The 16,576-nt window shown below is 46.2% G+C and carries 12 protein-coding genes; 8 read left to right on the top strand and 4 right to left on the bottom strand.

All coding sequences use genetic code 11. The features are described 5' to 3' along the window. The first annotated feature begins 12 nt into the window (after positions 1–12). Complete coding sequence (locus DQX04_RS08920; RefSeq protein WP_111915536.1) at positions 13–1,269, top strand: DUF945 family protein; 1,257 nt, start codon at positions 13–15, stop codon at positions 1,267–1,269. 484 nt (positions 1,270–1,753) lie between these two features. Beyond that, on the top strand, positions 1,754–4,525 hold the full coding sequence (polA, locus tag DQX04_RS08915; protein ID WP_111915687.1) for a DNA polymerase I: 2,772 nt from the start codon (positions 1,754–1,756) through the stop codon (positions 4,523–4,525). Between the two features lie 5 nt (positions 4,526–4,530). On the opposite strand, the gene DQX04_RS08910 is transcribed toward polA, so the two are convergent. Further along, positions 4,531–5,424 carry a DMT family transporter gene (locus DQX04_RS08910; protein ID WP_111915535.1) on the bottom strand — a complete coding sequence of 298 codons (894 nt, stop codon included), beginning with the start codon at positions 5,422–5,424 and terminating at the stop codon, positions 4,531–4,533. Beyond that, entirely contained in the window at positions 5,417–6,028 is a 612-nt protein-coding gene (yihA, locus tag DQX04_RS08905; RefSeq protein WP_111915534.1) for a ribosome biogenesis GTP-binding protein YihA/YsxC, read from the bottom strand. The genes DQX04_RS08910 and yihA overlap by 8 nt, the downstream gene beginning before the upstream one ends. Before the next feature lie 189 nt (positions 6,029–6,217). Here yihA and DQX04_RS08900 point away from each other — a divergent pair, with 189 nt between their 5' ends. After that, the gene (locus DQX04_RS08900) at positions 6,218–6,868 is read left to right on the top strand and encodes a cytochrome c (protein ID WP_111915533.1); all 651 of its coding nucleotides are present in this window, start codon (positions 6,218–6,220) and stop codon (positions 6,866–6,868) included. Positions 6,869–6,967: 99 nt separating this feature from the next. On the opposite strand, the gene DQX04_RS08895 is transcribed toward DQX04_RS08900, so the two are convergent. Next, positions 6,968–8,743, bottom strand: a complete 1,776-nt coding sequence (locus tag DQX04_RS08895; RefSeq protein ID WP_111915532.1) for a DUF885 family protein — start codon at positions 8,741–8,743, stop codon at positions 6,968–6,970. A 731-nt stretch (positions 8,744–9,474) separates the two neighbouring features. Between DQX04_RS08895 and yihI the strand changes: the two genes are divergently transcribed. Then, the gene (gene yihI, locus DQX04_RS08890; protein WP_111915531.1) at positions 9,475–9,966 is read left to right on the top strand and encodes a Der GTPase-activating protein YihI; all 492 of its coding nucleotides are present in this window, start codon (positions 9,475–9,477) and stop codon (positions 9,964–9,966) included. Further along, entirely contained in the window at positions 9,963–10,415 is a 453-nt protein-coding gene (locus DQX04_RS08885; protein WP_111915530.1) for a DUF2489 domain-containing protein, read from the top strand. The genes yihI and DQX04_RS08885 overlap by 4 nt, the downstream gene beginning before the upstream one ends. Before the next feature lie 87 nt (positions 10,416–10,502). Here DQX04_RS08885 and DQX04_RS08880 read toward each other — a convergent pair whose 3' ends face one another. Beyond that, the gene (locus DQX04_RS08880) at positions 10,503–11,783 is read right to left on the bottom strand and encodes an amidohydrolase family protein (protein WP_111915686.1); all 1,281 of its coding nucleotides are present in this window, start codon (positions 11,781–11,783) and stop codon (positions 10,503–10,505) included. Positions 11,784–11,917: 134 nt separating this feature from the next. Here DQX04_RS08880 and cysE point away from each other — a divergent pair, with 134 nt between their 5' ends. The 3 genes from cysE to DQX04_RS08865 all read left to right on the top strand — a co-directional run bounded on the left by cysE (position 11,918) and on the right by DQX04_RS08865 (position 16,572). Continuing rightward, entirely contained in the window at positions 11,918–12,733 is an 816-nt protein-coding gene (cysE, locus tag DQX04_RS08875; protein WP_111915529.1) for a serine O-acetyltransferase, read from the top strand. Between the two features lie 10 nt (positions 12,734–12,743). Next, positions 12,744–13,712, top strand: coding sequence for a cysteine synthase A (cysK, locus tag DQX04_RS08870; protein WP_111915528.1), 969 nt, complete (start codon positions 12,744–12,746; stop codon positions 13,710–13,712). Positions 13,713–13,791: 79 nt separating this feature from the next. Then, entirely contained in the window at positions 13,792–16,572 is a 2,781-nt protein-coding gene (locus DQX04_RS08865; protein ID WP_111915527.1) for a monovalent cation/H+ antiporter subunit A, read from the top strand. Positions 16,573–16,576 lie beyond the last annotated feature (4 nt).

The raw sequence follows: 16,576 nt of genomic DNA, 5'->3' as shown, positions 1-16,576 counted from the left end.
AAAGGACGAATCATGAAGAAGATTATTTTGGCTGTTGTCATAGTTGCCGCCGTTTGGTTTTTCGGAATCTGGCAGGCAGGGCGCACCGCTATGGGCGTGTTAGAGGAGCAAACAGCACTCGTAAGTGAAGCTACCTCAGGTTTATATGGTGCAGAAATTGAATGGATTCACAAAGGATGGAACTCCGCGCAAGGGGTCATCATTTTTAATATCCCTGATGAAGCTATTCATATTTCACAACCCTTCACCATGGAACATGGCTTTTTTCACTCAACTTATCGTGGGGTGTTGGACGTTCAAACCGAGGATTACAACCTTGCTGACTTCTATGGTGAGGACGGCATTGTAACCACAGGTAGTTTCAGCCTAGGAGGCTTTGCTCTTTCGGTGGATGTCGCGGAGCTGAACTTCACAGAAAACGATGTCACTATCGCTCATGCTCCATTTTCTATCAACGTTTTCGGTGAGGAATCAATCCAACATGTTGATAGCGACATTGAAGGTCTGTCTATCACCTCGTCTTCTATGGGGGAAGTCATGTTTTTTGACGGGATGGAGATGCTTGTAGCGATGGATTACGACAGGAATAATCGTATCACCCATCAAGATGCTTCATTTACGTTGGCGCGAGCAGGTTTGAATTTCGGTGGTCAAAGCGCTTCGATTGAGGGTGTCGAAATTCGTAGCGATTTTAAGCAACAGGGCAGTGGATTTACAGCAGGCCTTACACAAAGTATCGCCTCACTTAATTTCCAAGGATATGACGTTACGGCTCTAATTGAGGCTGAATATGAAGGCGGTGATTTTGAGGCTTATTGGGAATCTTATGAACGGTTCAAAGAGAAAATGAATACTGCGGATTTCCAACAAATGGAAAAAGATAAAAATATGGACGCCATGATGGACGAAATGATGTCGATTTATATGGACGTGGCTTCATCGATGATGACTCCAGAGGCAAAGCTGAATGTTAGTGTGGAAGTTTCAGACAACCCTTGGATAGGTATGGTGGATGTCGCTTTAAATTACACAGGCCCGAACAGAAGCATCGCGTCTATGGAGCTAGAAGAATTGCTTAAATGGGCATTTGACGGAAATCTTGAAGGATCAATTTCGGGGTTACCTCATCAGGCTCAACGCATGATGAATCAACAGTTTGGATTGCGTGCTGATGCTTATCCATGGTCTGTCCTTTACACGCGTATCGACGGATTAAAGATCGATAACCAATTAATCGTGCCGCCTGAAGCAATTCCTACACCACAATAGGTTAGTAATTATCTATATAACCTGATCTGTAAGGGGTTTTTCTGGGCTCAGAAAAACCCATTCTTAAAACCCCAAAAAAAAGATCAAAAAATTGTTAAAAAAGATCAGATTAGGACTAGACGAGAACTCGAATTGTGATAATCTGTACGACCGGTTGACGTCCTGCCCAGGACAAAACAGAGAGCTCTGCAAGTAGAGTTTCCACAGCCGAAGAAAAATAAAAAATAGAATAGAAAGTTGTCAGGGTATTTCAGTAATTTCCCCGTTTCTCAATCACTTAGAAGTATGATGCTGTCGCTAGCGGAGATCTAGCACACGGCAGGTGAGATCGTTCGTACACAGACTTATCCACAGGTTTTCCCTCGTTACTTTATTCAGAAATCAGCCTTTGCCATGAAACATATAGAGCAGTACAGATAGTGAATTGGCTCGGTCTATGGCATTCTATATCTCACACTAAACGGCTATGCAAAACACGAGCATTATGAGCGAAATTCCAGCAAAACCCTTTATTCTTGTCGACGGTTCTTCGTACCTTTTCCGCGCGTACCATGCGCCACCTCATCTTACGAATAAAGAAGGCGAACCTACTGGGGCTATCTACGGTGTGGTGAACATGCTGCGTAGTCTTATTAAGCAGTATCAGCCTAGCCACATGGCCGTTGTTTTTGATGCGAAGGGTAAGACTTTCCGCAACGACATGTATGAGGAATATAAAGCGCACCGTCCGCCGATGCCCGACGATCTGCGTGTTCAAATTGAGCCGCTTCATCAAATTGTCGCCGCAATGGGTTTACCATTAGTGGTGATCGAAGGCGTAGAAGCTGACGATGTGATTGGCACTTTAGCCGTGCAGGCTGAGCAAGAAGGTCGCCACACGCTGATTAGTACTGGCGACAAAGATATGGCGCAGTTAGTTACGGACAAAGTAACCTTAATTAACACCATGAATAACTCGATTTTAACGCCAGAGAAAGTACCGGAAAAATTTGGAGTGAATGCCGACCAAATTATCGACTTTTTGGCGTTAATGGGCGACAGCGTAGACAACATTCCAGGCTTGCCAGGAGTTGGCGAAAAGACAGCTCAGAAGCTTCTGCAAGGCGTTGGTAGCATCGACAACCTATTAGCCGACCCTGATCAAGTAACTAGTTTAAGTTTCCGAGGCGCGAAAACATTACCGCAAAAAATTCGCGACAATGTAGACCAACTTAAACTTTCAAAAGACCTTGCCACTATTAAGCTCGACGTTGAAATGGAGCTGGCGCCCGAACAACTTACTGTGAGTGAACCTGACAAAGAACAACTTGTTGCTCTATATAACCGCTGTTCATTTCGTAGATGGCTCGGTGAATTGTTGGAAGACGGTGAGCAAGCGCCGGAATTACAAGCCGATGCAAAAGAGGGCGAAAATAGCGAGTCTACTGCCGTAAAAATAGATCGTGAAGCGTATGAAGTGGTGACAGAGCAGTCGGAATTAGACAAATGGATTGAAAAGCTAAAGCAGGCTGATTACTACTCATTTGATACCGAAACAACGAGCCTGAATTATATGGAGGCTGAGTTAGTTGGATTGTCGTTTGCTGTCGCGCCGGGTGAGGCATGCTACATTCCAGTTGCACACCAAGACTTGAGCGGTCCGCAGCAATTACCACGCGATAAAGTGTTAGAAGCGCTGAAGCCCATTTTTGAGGACACCGCGGTAAAGAAAATTGCCCAGAATTTAAAATACGATTTACACGTACTGCGAAATTACGACATTCGCGTTCGGGGTATTTTAAACGACACAATGCTCGCTTCTTATGTGTTGAATAGCGTGAGTTCACGCCATGACATGGACACGCTGAGCCTTCAATATTTAGGTCATAAGCCGATTAGTTACGAGCAGGTTGCAGGAAAAGGTGCGAAACAAAAACGTTTCGACGAAGTGCCCATTGAAACTGCAGCACCGTATGCAGCAGAAGATGCAGACGTAACCCTTCGTTTGCACGAAGTGTTGTGGCCTCGCGTAGCTGAGCATGAAGGGCTTAAGCGAGTGCTTTCGGAATTGGAACTGCAGATATTACCAATTCTTGCCATGATGGAACGCAGAGGTGTTTTAGTTAATTCCGAACGTTTAGGAAAACAAAGTAAAGAAATAGAAGAAAAGCTGAAGAATATTGAAAAGGAAGCGTTCGAAATTGCGGGCGAACCTTTCAATTTGAACTCGACAAAACAATTACAAGCAATTTTGTTTGACCAACTCGGTTTGCCGGTGAAAAAGAAAACGCCAAAGGGCGCGCCTTCAACCGCCGAAGAGGTTTTACAAGAGCTTGCGTTGGACTACCCGTTACCGGATCTCATTCTACAACACCGTGGCATGAGTAAGTTGAAGTCGACTTACACCGACAAATTACCACGCATGGTGAATGGTAAAACGGGTCGCATTCATACGTCATATCATCAAGCGGTAACCGCGACGGGGCGCTTATCGTCTACAGATCCGAATCTGCAGAATATTCCAATTCGCAACGCAGAAGGCCGTAGGGTTCGCCAAGCCTTTGTAGCGCCAGAAGGTTACAAAATAGTGGCTATCGACTACAGCCAGATAGAGCTGCGGATTATGGCGCACTTATCTCAGTCTGAAGGATTGTTAGAAGCTTTTGCCAAAGGACGCGACATTCATGCCGCTACTGCCGCTGAAGTATTTGGCGTACCGCTAGAGAATGTAGATAGCGAACAGCGCCGCAGAGCAAAAGCCGTAAATTTTGGCTTAATTTACGGTATGTCTGCATTTGGTTTAGCCAGACAATTAGGTATTGGTCAAAAAGATGCACAAAGCTACATGGACATATACTTTGAACGTTTCCCTGGCGTGTTGGACTATATGGAGCGCACACGCAAGCAGGCAGCTGAACAAGGATATGTAGAAACACTTTTCGGCCGCCGCTTGTACTTGCCAGACATTAAAGCTCAAAATGTGCCACGTAGAAAAGCCGCAGAACGCGCGGCGATTAACGCGCCGATGCAGGGCTCTGCCGCAGATATCATGAAAAAAGCAATGATCGACGTAAGTGAGTGGTTACTTAATGAACCAGCCCCTGGTGAAGTTTATATGACCATGCAGGTTCACGATGAATTGGTCTTTGAAATTCGCGAAGACTGCCTAGACACGCATATTGCTTCGCTTAGCAAACTTATGGAGAACGCCGTAAAACTCGACGTTCCGTTAATTGCTGAAGCTGGTGTTGGAGAAAACTGGGACGAAGCTCACTAGCGCGTTTATTGCGGAGGCGGTGTTCTTGGCTTCTTATTGGCAAGCCAGACGCCGCCAAGTATTAACGCCATGCCGCTTACCTGCCATATACCAATAACTTCACCGTCGAGTAGCCCCAAAAATACCGCAACCACAGGTATAAGATAGGTAACTGAACTTGCGAATACCGTGCTTGCGATTTGTACCAAGTGATTAAACAAAATCAGCGCCAGTGCAGTACCTACCACGCCTAGTACAATAAGTGAGACTAAAGACCACCACGCAGTCGCTGAGTCAAGGCGGCTCACGACTTCTGCAGGCCCCAACAAATATAACGTGGCGATGGGTAATACCATGAGTAAACTTACGCCGGTAATAGTGAGAGGGCTCTGGTCGGGTAAATACTCTTTAATGAGGTTGGTGTTAATGCCATAGCAAATGGTTGCGATAACCACGAAAAGCGCATGAGCATTTAAATTGAAGGAGCCTGTGGCGTTCATAAGAATCAGTATGAGTGTGCCTACAAAGCCGATAGCGAGGCCTATCCCAGTTGTTGCGGTAATTTTCTGATGAAAAATTACAGCGCCAATAATCAGCACGAATAATGGTGTAAGTGCATTGAGCGAGCCGGTAACGCCGCTGTCTACGTTCGTTTGCGCTAATGCAAATAAGAACGCGGGGATCATAGAGCCTGTTAAACCGACCGACAGAATAACGGGCCACTGTTTTTTCTTAACACGTTTTAACCGCACTATGGCAAAAGGCGCAAGCGCTAGTGCCGCGCTGGCTAGGCGAATAGCGGCAACCTCTAGTGGAGGAAAAGTAACGAGCCCTTTTTTTATCAGAAAGAAACTACTTCCCCACACTAATGCGAGGAAAAATAGTTTTAGCCAAGTGGTAAGCGGGTAGTGCTCATGCATCAGTATTGCCTGAGAACCAGCCCATTAAAATGTCTTCGAGCTCTTGTAGCCCGGTTTTTTTCAGGGTAGACAAACACATCACCGAAACGTCACCACCGAACGCGGGTAGAGCTTCCTGTACTTTCATTAAGGTTTGCTTTTTTGCCCCACTTTTTAGCTTGTCGGCTTTTGTGAGTACTGCAAGAACTGGAATATTGCTTTCTACGGCCCAGAAAATCAGGTTTTGGTCGACTTCTTTAAGCGGATGGCGAATGTCCATGAGTACAACTAGGCCTTTTAGACATTTACGGGCTTGTAGATATTCTGACAACGACTTTTGCCAAGCTTCCTTCATGGCAATAGGCACTTTGGCGAAGCCATAACCTGGTAAATCAATTAGACGGTTAGTTTCGTCGAGCGAAAAAACGTTAATCTGTTGAGTTCGACCCGGAGTTTTACTGGTTCTAGCCAAGTTCTTTTGCTTGGTTAGCGCATTGATTGCACTAGACTTGCCAGCATTAGAGCGACCGGCGAACGCTATTTCCATACCTTCGTCGTCTGGAAGGAACTTTATATTTGGGGCACTGGTAAGAAAACGTGCGTTTTGAAAATTTATTTCTGACATACAGTAGCCCTTTTGAGCATTAAAAAATGCGAAATGAGGCTCTATTATGACGGATATCTTATGCCCATCCAACACCTTGTGTTGAATCAGGCGTTTCATATAGCGTAGATTCGTGTAAAATAACGCCGATAGATGGAAAAGCAATTTGATGTGTCGGGGATTCCCGTTCAAATGCAGAGAAGAGAGATCATGAAAAAACTCGCAATTTTATGTGGAATGTTTCTTTTCGCGGGCAGTGCAGTAGCAGCTGGAGACGCGAAACCTGAAGAAGGAATGGTTGGAAATCCAGAAGCTGGACAAGAGAAAGCACAAGTTTGTGCGGCTTGTCATGGCCCTGACGGAAATAGCCCGACAGGCGGCTTCCCAATTATTGCTGGTCAACATGAGCGTTATATTGTTAAACAGCTTATGGACTACAAACTTGGTGCGGAAACCAATGGTGAGCAAGGTCGTTTGAACATGATTATGGCTGGTCAAGTTGCAAACTTGAGCGAGCAAGACATGTATGACCTAGCAGCGTATTTTGCTTCGCAAGAAAACGAAGTAGGTGCGGCTCCTGAAGAAGTGGTTGAGCCGGGTATGGCGTTGTTTATGGGTGGTGATGCAGAGCGCGGAATCACAGCATGTGCAGCGTGCCACGGTCCAAGCGGTTTAGGTGTAGGGCAAGCAGGTTTTCCATTGTTAAGTGGTCAACATCCAGAATACACTCAGTTGCAACTAGAGCAATTCCGTAGCGGTGAACGTGCAAACGACCCGAACGGCATGATGCGTAGCGTAGCTGGCAAGCTTACAGACGAAGACATCGAATTACTTTCTCAATACATTCGTGGTCTTTATTAAGCTCTGTTTGGTTGCATAGCAGCAAAGAGTTTAAAAAGCTTCATAAAAAAGGTTCGCACTTGCGAACCTTTTTTGTGCCTGATTGCTAGCTCACCCAGCTTAGCTATTCAGCGTGCGCTCAATGTATTCACGAATTTGAGCTTCCAGTGTTTCTAGTGGAATACTTCCGTTTTTTAACACTTCGTAGTGAAAGTCGCGAATATCGAACTTGTCACCTAACGCTTCTTCAGCTTCGGCTCTTAAACGCTTAATGGTTAGCTCTCCGAGTTTGTAAGACAGCGCTTGAGCAGGCCAGCTAATGTAACGGTCGATCTCTGTATTTACGTTATGCATGGAAAGCGCAGAGTTGCTTGCGAGGAACTGTACCGCGCGGTCGCGTGACCAACCCATGGCATGCATTCCAGTGTCTACGACCAAGCGTACTGCTCGCCACATCTCATAGCTTAAGCGGCCGAAATCTTCATAAGGTGTGAGGTAATAACCGCCTTCTACACCTAAGTACTCTGCGTACAAACCCCAACCTTCACCAAAAGCTGAAATATAAGTTGAGCGTCTGTAGTCGGGCACATTCTCTAGCTCTTGCGCGAGCGCAATTTGTAAATGGTGACCAGGAACAGCTTCGTGCAATGTTAACGAAGGCAACACATAAAGCGGTCTGCGATCCAAGGCATACGTGTTAACCCAATAATAGCCGGGTGCCGCGTCTGTTGATGAACCTGAATATCGTCCTGTTGTATAGGTTGGCGCGATTTCAGCGGGAACAGCTTCTACACCGTAAGGCTTTCTGGGTAAGAAGCGGAAGAAACGCGGTAGCATAGCGTCTGCTCGCTTTGACATATAGGCCGCTTCTTTCAGCAGGTCTAGCTCCGTTTCGGCGTAAAACTGCGGATCGCTGCGTAAGTAGTCGATAAAGTCTTGGAATGAGCCTTCAAATTCTAATTCGGCAATAATGTCTTCCATTTCCGCACGAATTCTAGCGACTTCCTGCAAACCAATCTCGTGGATTTCTTCTGCCGTTAGGTCAGTAGTGGTGTAGTGCTTAATACGGTTGGCGTAAAACTCTCCACCGTTTGGTAAATTCGTTGCTGCGATGTCTTCGCGCGCATTTGGAATGTACTCGTTCACCATAAAGTCGTGATAACCCAAATAAGCTGGGTTAACTTCCATGCTAATCACCGACTGAGCTTCTAACGAAAGATTGCGAAAGTCAGCTGCCGATAATTGTGATTCAGCACGCTCAATGGGCCGGTAGAAAGTGCTTTCTGTAGGGTCGTTTTTCACATAGGCACGGATACTGTCTGGCATGCCATAAAGTACTACTGCGGGTTGAGTAATACCGGCAGCCATACCCGCTCGCATGTCGGCAATGTATTGGTCGAATGCAGTAGGTATTTGTCGTAATCGCGACAAATAATTTTCTGCGTCTTCCATATTGCGAATATTCACGCCGCTCGCAACATAGCTTAAACGATTATGAGGGCCAGACTCGTTGGTCAGAGGGGTGTAGTGCATGTTGTATTCGTACTCAGAAATCTGATTTTTGAGTGCGTACATAATCATGTCACGGTTAATTTGGTTTTCCGCACTAAGCTGATTCTCGTCAATAGCTTCAAGCTGTTGGTAGAACGCTATACGTGCTTGGTAGCGAGCCTCTAATGCTTCAGGTGACATATCCATTAGCTGTCCGGCTTGCTCTGGGCTGCCGTTGCGCGCTGCATAACCAGGATACTGCATACGATTATATTCCCAAGCTTCATTCGCTAGCTCAGTAAACGCGGTGTTTGCGTTTTCCGGCTGCGCAGCTTGCTGTGTAGTTGTACATGCGCTTAACAGGAGTGTACCTGCTAACGCGAGCGCATAGGTGGAGGCTCTCATAGTGGGTTCCTTTTATTATTGTCGTAACTTCATTGTAAAGTGAATTGCTGAGATTGACTAATGTAGAGGGTTTAGGCAGGATTTATAATAAATGTTATAGCCAATAGACTCTAAATATTCATGTAGTTGTCATAAAAAATCGATTTTTTGTTAAAAAACGCTTGCACTCTTCGATCAGATTGGTAATCTAAGTCCCGAAGTTGCTCGGTACAGAGCCTTATGGACAGGGTTGAAGTGTGTTTTCTAAGTGGGCAACGAATCGTCAACAACGTTAAAAAAAATGAAAATAATAAATGACGTTGAAGACGCGCTGTAATAAACCAACTTGGTGTTGTGCGGTAAGCCCCCTAAAATTTAGGTTAAACAACAACCAACATGGTGAGAGCAAAAAATACGGGAAGAATAATAATGCCAGGAGGCATTTAAATAATAACAATAAGAAAGACGACTCCAAATCTCCGCCGAGAATAAGGAGCTGCTAGACAGCTGAGAAAAAGAGGCGAGAGATTATAAAGCGCTAAGCGTGGGAGCCAAGAATAATAATTATAAAAAGCTATAAGCGACAACCTGTTCAATCGTTTTGATTGCACAAATTCCAGGGGCGATGATTTCATCGCCTTTTTTATATCTGCAATTCCTCTACAGCTCGCCCGAAATAAGATATGATCTAAATAGACATACGCGGACTACTCTCGTATGGAATCCTAGTTTGATGATTCAGGTTTAGATACATGACACGTAGAAAAAAGACACGTAAAACAGGTCCACTCGCCGCTCGTTCGCAACCCAAAATGGAACGCCAACGAGAAGAAGGCAAGCGCGGTAAAGAGCCAGCGCGCACAAAAGGCAAACCTGCAGGCCAACGTCACACTTTGGATGTAAAAGAAAACAGCAAGGCGGGCAAAGGCCACGGCACGAACTCTAAAGCTCAGGAGGATCCTCGAAAAGGTAGTAAGCGGCCTGTCGAGCTTGTGAAACCTGTGCGTAAAACTGCGGAACAGGTTGAAGATGTAACACCTGCAAATCCGCAGGAAGCATTAGAATTCGAATTTGAAGCGCTTGAGAATGACCCTGTATTACAAGAGTTGCTTGACCAAATAGACGAAGGTGAGCAGCTAAGTGCTGAAGACCAGCAGTTTGTAGACGAGCAAATGACAAGGTATCAAGAGCTAGTAGAGCTGCTTGGCATTGAAGACAACGAATTAGACGAGGACGATGCATGATTTGGTGGATTCTCGGTGCGCTAGGCGTAGCTATCATTTTAGCGTTAAGTGTATATGCGGGTATGTTGCTGTCGCAGTTAAGTAAGCAGCGCAAGGAAAACCAAGCCGGCGAGAACAAGCGTGTTGCGTATATTCATGAAAGTATTCTGACGATCGCAAAAGCCATGCAACAAGGACAATGTGATTTGTCGGAAGGAAGTATTCGTATTTCGGTATTGCTTGATAACTTACCAGAAGCCGGTTCAACGAATTTCGACACTCGTTTTCCTGCAATTCATGAGATGTATGAAAAAATTAAGCACATGCCTACGCACGGTGCTAGAAAGGAATACCCTAAGAAAGAAATTCGTAAACTAGACCGGGAACGTGAAGCCCTAGAAGTGGAAATGGAAACCACTATTCAAGCTGACGTTACTGAAGTGATTGCCTTTATTCAGTCGAAACAATAAGTATTCTTCGCTAGATAAACTAGCTTTAGAAAACAAAAACGCCGCATAACCTGAGAGTCATGCGGCGTTTTTTATGCTTTCAACGGATTATTGGCGATAAACTTCGCCATTTTTCATAATGAACGAAATATTTTGCAGCAACTCAATGTTGCTCAATGGGTTGCCTTCTACCGCAACGATATCTGCGAATTTTCCTTCCTCGATGGTTCCTAAATTCTCTGACTGACCTAGGAGTTGAGAGGCAGAGCTTGTTGCAGCACGAATGGCTTCAATTGCGGGCATACCGGCTTCAACCATATATTGGAATTCACGTGCGTTTTCGCCGTGGTCAAACACACCTGCGTCGGTGCCATAAGCAATACGAACGCCAGCTTCATAAGCGCGACCAAACGTACTTTGAATTAAAGGACCAATAGCTCTCGCCTTGGGGCGTACTTGTTCAGGGAAAAAGCCCTCTATTTCAGCCCTTTCAGCAACCGACTTACCGGCAGTAATGGTGGGTACATACCAAGTGCCGTGTTCACGCATCGCTGCAAAAACTTCTTCGTCCATGTAAGTGCCATGCTCTATTGAGTCCACACCGGCTCGAATGGCACGTAACATACCCTCTTTACCATGGGCATGAACGGCTACACGCATGCCGTAGTCACGAGCCGTTTCTACAATAGCTTCCAGCTCGTCCATCATAAACTGTGGATTGTCGCCACTTGCCGCTAAGCTTAATACGCCGCCAGTCGCGGTGATTTTAATTAAGTCTGAGCCTTCTTGGTAACGGGCTCGAACCGCTTGGCGTGCTTCTAACGGACCATTGGCAACACCCTCTGCTGGCGTTGGAGTGTCGACTAAGCCGTCACGAAAGCCATTCGAAGGGTCTGCATGGCCACCTGTGGTTGCAATGGACTTACCGGCGGTGAAAATGCGAGGTCCCTCAATGATGCCACGGTTAATGGCGTCGCGAAGCGCGATACTTGCAGCAAAACTGTCCCCTAAATCGCGGACAGTAGTGAAGCCAGCGTTTAAGGTCCGCTCTGCATATTGCACAGACTGCAAGGCAACGTCGGTGGCATTTTGGGTAAAACGGTTCATGTAAGAGCCGGGACCTAACTGACTAGTTAGATGAGTGTGCATGTCGATAAAGCCTGGCATGACAGTCGAATTTTTTAGGTCAATTACAGTTTCATTGCCTCTCGCCCGTTGAAATCCAGACTCAACGCCCACAATTCTATTACCTTGAATACGAATAGTGACGTCTTCTTGCGGCCTGCTCTCTGTGCCGTCAATAAGCACGCCAGCGTGAATAAGCGTGACTGCTTCACTTTGCGCAAATGCAACTTGCGGTAAAACAAGTGCGGCTAGCGCACCTAAGATTAAGATGAAATTTCGGACCACGGTAACCTCCTCAGGTTAAACTAAGCTTCACCGAGAAATACGTTCATCGTTATACTAGGCTTATAGCCCGTTGCACTGCAACGACAATTAACTGGAAAAAGGAACACTTCGTCATGCTTTTTCGGGGCATTAGAGAAGATATAGCAAGTGTTTACAAACGAGACCCTGCGGCACGTCACTTTTTTGAAGTGTTGACGAACTACCCAGGGCTGCATGCAATTTGGGTTCATAGATTCAGCCACGTGCTTTGGAAGTGGAAGCTGAAATGGCTCGCTCGTTTTGTGTCTACCTTGGCTCGCTGGTTTACCGGAGTAGAGATACATCCTGGGGCTAAGCTAGGGCGTAGATTTTTTATCGACCATGGTATGGGCGTAGTGATTGGCGAAACCGCAGAAATAGGTGACGATTGTACGATTTACCACGGTGTAACACTGGGCGGAACAAGTTGGAAAGCAGGAAAACGACATCCAACGTTACAAGACGGTGTAGTCATCGGAGCAGGCGCAAAGGTGCTGGGTCCTATTATTGTGCATAAAAATGGACGTATTGGTTCTAACGCTGTTGTTGTGAAAGACGTGCCAGAAGGGGCTACCGTTGTGGGTATTCCTGGGCGTGTGGTGAGCTCACCTGCCGATAAAGACGCAAGAGAAAAGCGCAAGGAAATTGCGGAAAAATATGGGTTCGACGCGTACGCTGTGTCGGCGGATAACCCTGACCCTGTAGCAACAGCCATTGGCCGCATGCTTGACCATGTTCACCTTATGGACGAGCGCGTCAGCGAAATATGTTGTGCGGTAAACAAGCTTGGTGGTGACGTTTGCTCTGAAATTCCGCCCATAGAAGTTGAAGACGAAGACTTTGTAAAAGCCGAAAAGCAAGCGGCGAAGTCTAGAGAAAAAGCAATGGACAAGTTTGACCCACAAATTTAGGAATGTAGGCATGTCGGTATATCAAGACAACTCGGAAAGTATTGGCAACACACCGCTGGTTAAATTAAACCGTGTGGTAGAAGGTAATGTATATCTCAAAATGGAAAGCCGTAACCCTTCTGGAAGCGTGAAGTGTCGGTTGGGTGCAAACTTGATATGGGATGCTGAGAAGAAAGGCATTTTAACGGCAGGTAAAGAACTCGTAGAAGCAACCTCTGGAAATACCGGTATTGCTTTGGCTTACGTAGCAGCTGCACGGGGCTACGGTATTACCCTTACCATGCCGCGCTCAATGAGCTTAGAGCGCAGAAAGCTTCTTAAAGCATTGGGTGCAAAGCTGGAACTTACGCCAGCAGAACTGGGTATGAAAGGCGCTATTCAGCGGGCTGAAGAGCTTGCAGAAAATGAACCTGAAAAATATGTTTTATTACGCCAGTTCGACAACCCAGCGAACCCAGAGATCCATGTAAAAACCACGGGTCCTGAAATCGAAAAATCGCTAGGAAAGTTGCCCGACGTTTTCGTTGCGGGTGTAGGAACAGGTGGAACCATCACCGGTGTTGCTACGTATTTTAATACCGAGAAGGGCGGAAATGTTGAGATTATTGCTGTGGAGCCGGAGTCGTCACCTGTGATCACTCAAACTATGGCAGGCGTTGAGCTTACACCTGCACCGCACAAAATTCAGGGCATTGGCGCTGGCTTCGTGCCGAAAAACCTCGATATCTCGTTGGTGAACCAGGCGCTTACGGTGAGCAATGAAGATGCTATGGCAATGGCGCATAGGCTCATGCGAGAAGAAGGTATATTGGCAGGGATTTCAACCGGCGCGGCAGTTTCTGCAATTGCAGACTTGTTGCAAAATAATCCAGAATATAAAGACAAAACCATTGTGGCGATATTACCAAGCTCGGCAGAGCGCTATTTAAGCACTCCGTTGTTTGAGAATGTGTTTAGCGAGCAAGAATTGAACCCATAAATACCGGTAATCGCAGATTTTTCGTCATTGATATGCTAATTTAATTTTTTATAAACACAGGTAGAGGACTATCGACAGCATGGCCCTTTTAGTGATTGTTTTTTTACCCATTTTATTGGCATGGGTGCCTCGATTGACGGAGCGATTCGGTCGCAATTTTAATTTAATTGTGACCCTTATTCCGCCGTTGATCGCTGTCGGCTTGGCTTTCTCGTTTCTACCGTCCGTACTCCAAGGGCAAACTCAAGAAGTTATTCTCCCTTGGCTCCCCAGCATGGGGCTCAACCTCGAGTTCCGAATTGATGCGCTTAGCCTTATGTTTGCGCTTCTTATTTTGTGTATCGGACTGTTCGTGGTTTGGTACGCCAGGTTTTATCTCAGCGAAAAAGACAGCCTAGGTAAGCTTTACACCTTATTGCTGATGTTTATGACCGCAATGCTGGGTATTGTGCTGTCTAACAATGTGCTTTTACTTTTCGTATTCTGGGAACTGACCAGTATTACCTCGTTTTTATTGATTGGTTATTGGCAAGACAATTCAGACGCACGAAAAGGCGCAAGAATGGCGCTTGCTGTAACTGGCGGTGGTGGTTTAGCACTGCTAGCAGGGGTTATCCTATTAGGTGAAATCGCTGGCAGCTACACGCTGACAGACATTTTTGCCATGCATGAGGTGATTATCGCTCACGAGCTGTATCCAGTGATGCTTGTGCTTATCCTGCTCGGAGCCTTTACTAAATCAGCGCAGTTCCCATTTCATTTTTGGTTGCCGCACGCTATGGCAGCGCCTACGCCTGTTTCCGCATACCTGCACAGCGCAACCATGGTAAAAGCGGGTATTTTCTTGCTTGCAAGACTACACCCGGCAATAGCAGGCACAGACTTATGGGTGTTGATTGTGACCTCCACAGGTTTGATAACCATGGTGTTTGCAGCCGCAATGGCGATGTTTAAGCACGACTTAAAGGGGTTGCTTGCATACTCCACCGTCAGCCATTTGGGTTTAATTACGTTGTTATTTGGTATCAGCACCGAAGTCGCAGTGCTTGCCGGTATTTTCCATATTCTTAACCATGCTGCATTTAAGGCAACATTGTTCATGTCTGCGGGCATTGTGGACCACGAAACGGGCACGCGCGATTTACGCGTCTTACAAGGCATGTATAAGTTTATGCCTATCACCGGTATTTTATCGATATTGGCCGGTGCCGCGATGGCCGGGGTTCCGCTGTTTAATGGTTTCTTAAGTAAGGAAATGATGCTGAAGTCGGTACTTCATGTACCTCAGTTTGGCAGTTTTGGCTGGTTGCTACCCGTAATCGCTACGTTTGCTGCCTTATTCTCGGTTTACTATTCAACGCGTTTTGTATTGAATGTGTTTTTCACCGGTGAAGCAAAGAAAACGCCTAAACCGCCTCACGAGCCACCAAAACTCATGTTGCTGCCTATGTTCATTATGGTCGCCATTTGTGTGGTTGTGGGTATCGCCCCACACCTTGCAGATGCGTTCGTGAATACGGTAGGCAGCGCGGTTTTAGGTTACGCCCAAGAGCCTTACCATATCGCAATTTGGCATGGCTTTAATGCGCCATTACTGATGAGCGTGATTGCTTTAGTCGGTGGTTTATTGCTGTATACCCAGAAAGGAAAATTACTAGCTTGGTATAAAAAGCGTAAGCCTTTTAATGAGCTTCATATATTTGAAGGCACTGTAACGCGCATTATGTCGGAGTTTACCCAGCTGGTTACCCGTGTGGAAAATGGCTCGTTACAGCGTTACTTTGCCATAGCCATTGTCATGTTAGTGGCCATGATCGTCTATGCGCTGCTGCCGATAAGCTCACTTTCCGGTTCCGTCGCAATTACAGAGCTCGACATTGTTGCTGCGGTTGCGTCGGTGGTGCTTATTATTGCGGCTTTCGGAACAGTGCTTATTCACCATAACCGATTTGGTGGTTTACTTATTTTAAGTGTAGCCGGACTTATGGTGTCTATACTGTTCGCTCGCTTCTCGGCCCCAGACCTTGCAATGACACAGCTTTCAGTAGAGGTTGTTACTATTATTCTGCTGATGCTGGCGCTCTATTTCTTGCCGCAGCAAACCCCTAACGAGTCTTCTCAAAAACGGGTTTGGCGCGACGCCAGCATTTCTGGTTTGGCGGGTATTGGTATTGGCGTGTTAGCGTACGGTATTCTTACGCGCCCGATAGACTCTATCTCTAACTTCTACCTAGAAAACGCAAAACCAGAAGGCGGCGGTTACAACGTTGTAAACGTGATTCTGGTCGACTTCCGTGGTTTCGACACATTTGGCGAAATTATTGTGTTGGCCATCGCTGGCTTAGGCATCGCGACCTTGCTCAGAAACCTATATTTGCCATTGCCGCTTACTGATAAAGAAGGTAGACCTTGGGACCCAGTGCGACATCCTCCTCTACTGTCAATGATGGCGCGCATGATTTTGCCACTGGCACTGATGGTTTCCGTGTTTATCTTCTTGCGTGGACACAACGCGCCAGGCGGTGGCTTTATTGCCGGTCTAATTACCAGTATTGCCCTCATTTTGCAGTACGTGGCCAGTGGTGTCGGGTTTATACGGGAACGCATTCAGTTTAATTATCCGAATTGGATAGCTGCAGGTGTGCTCATAGCGGCAATTACCGGAGTTGGAAGTTGGTTCTTAGGATACCCATTCCTAACTTCTACCTATACCTACATTGAGTGGCCTATTGTTGGGAAGTTTGAAATATCTTCTGCGTTACCGTTCGACTTAGGCGTGTATTTAACCGTGGTTGCAACAACATTGCTGATTTTGGCGTATATCGGCAAGCTCACCACCACAGCTCGCGTTGACGATTAAGGAG

This window comes from Aliidiomarina sp. B3213, assembly GCF_003290085.1.
In the GTDB taxonomy this organism is placed as follows: domain Bacteria; phylum Pseudomonadota; class Gammaproteobacteria; order Enterobacterales; family Alteromonadaceae; genus Aliidiomarina.
This window is presented reverse-complemented; position numbering and strand designations above follow the sequence as displayed.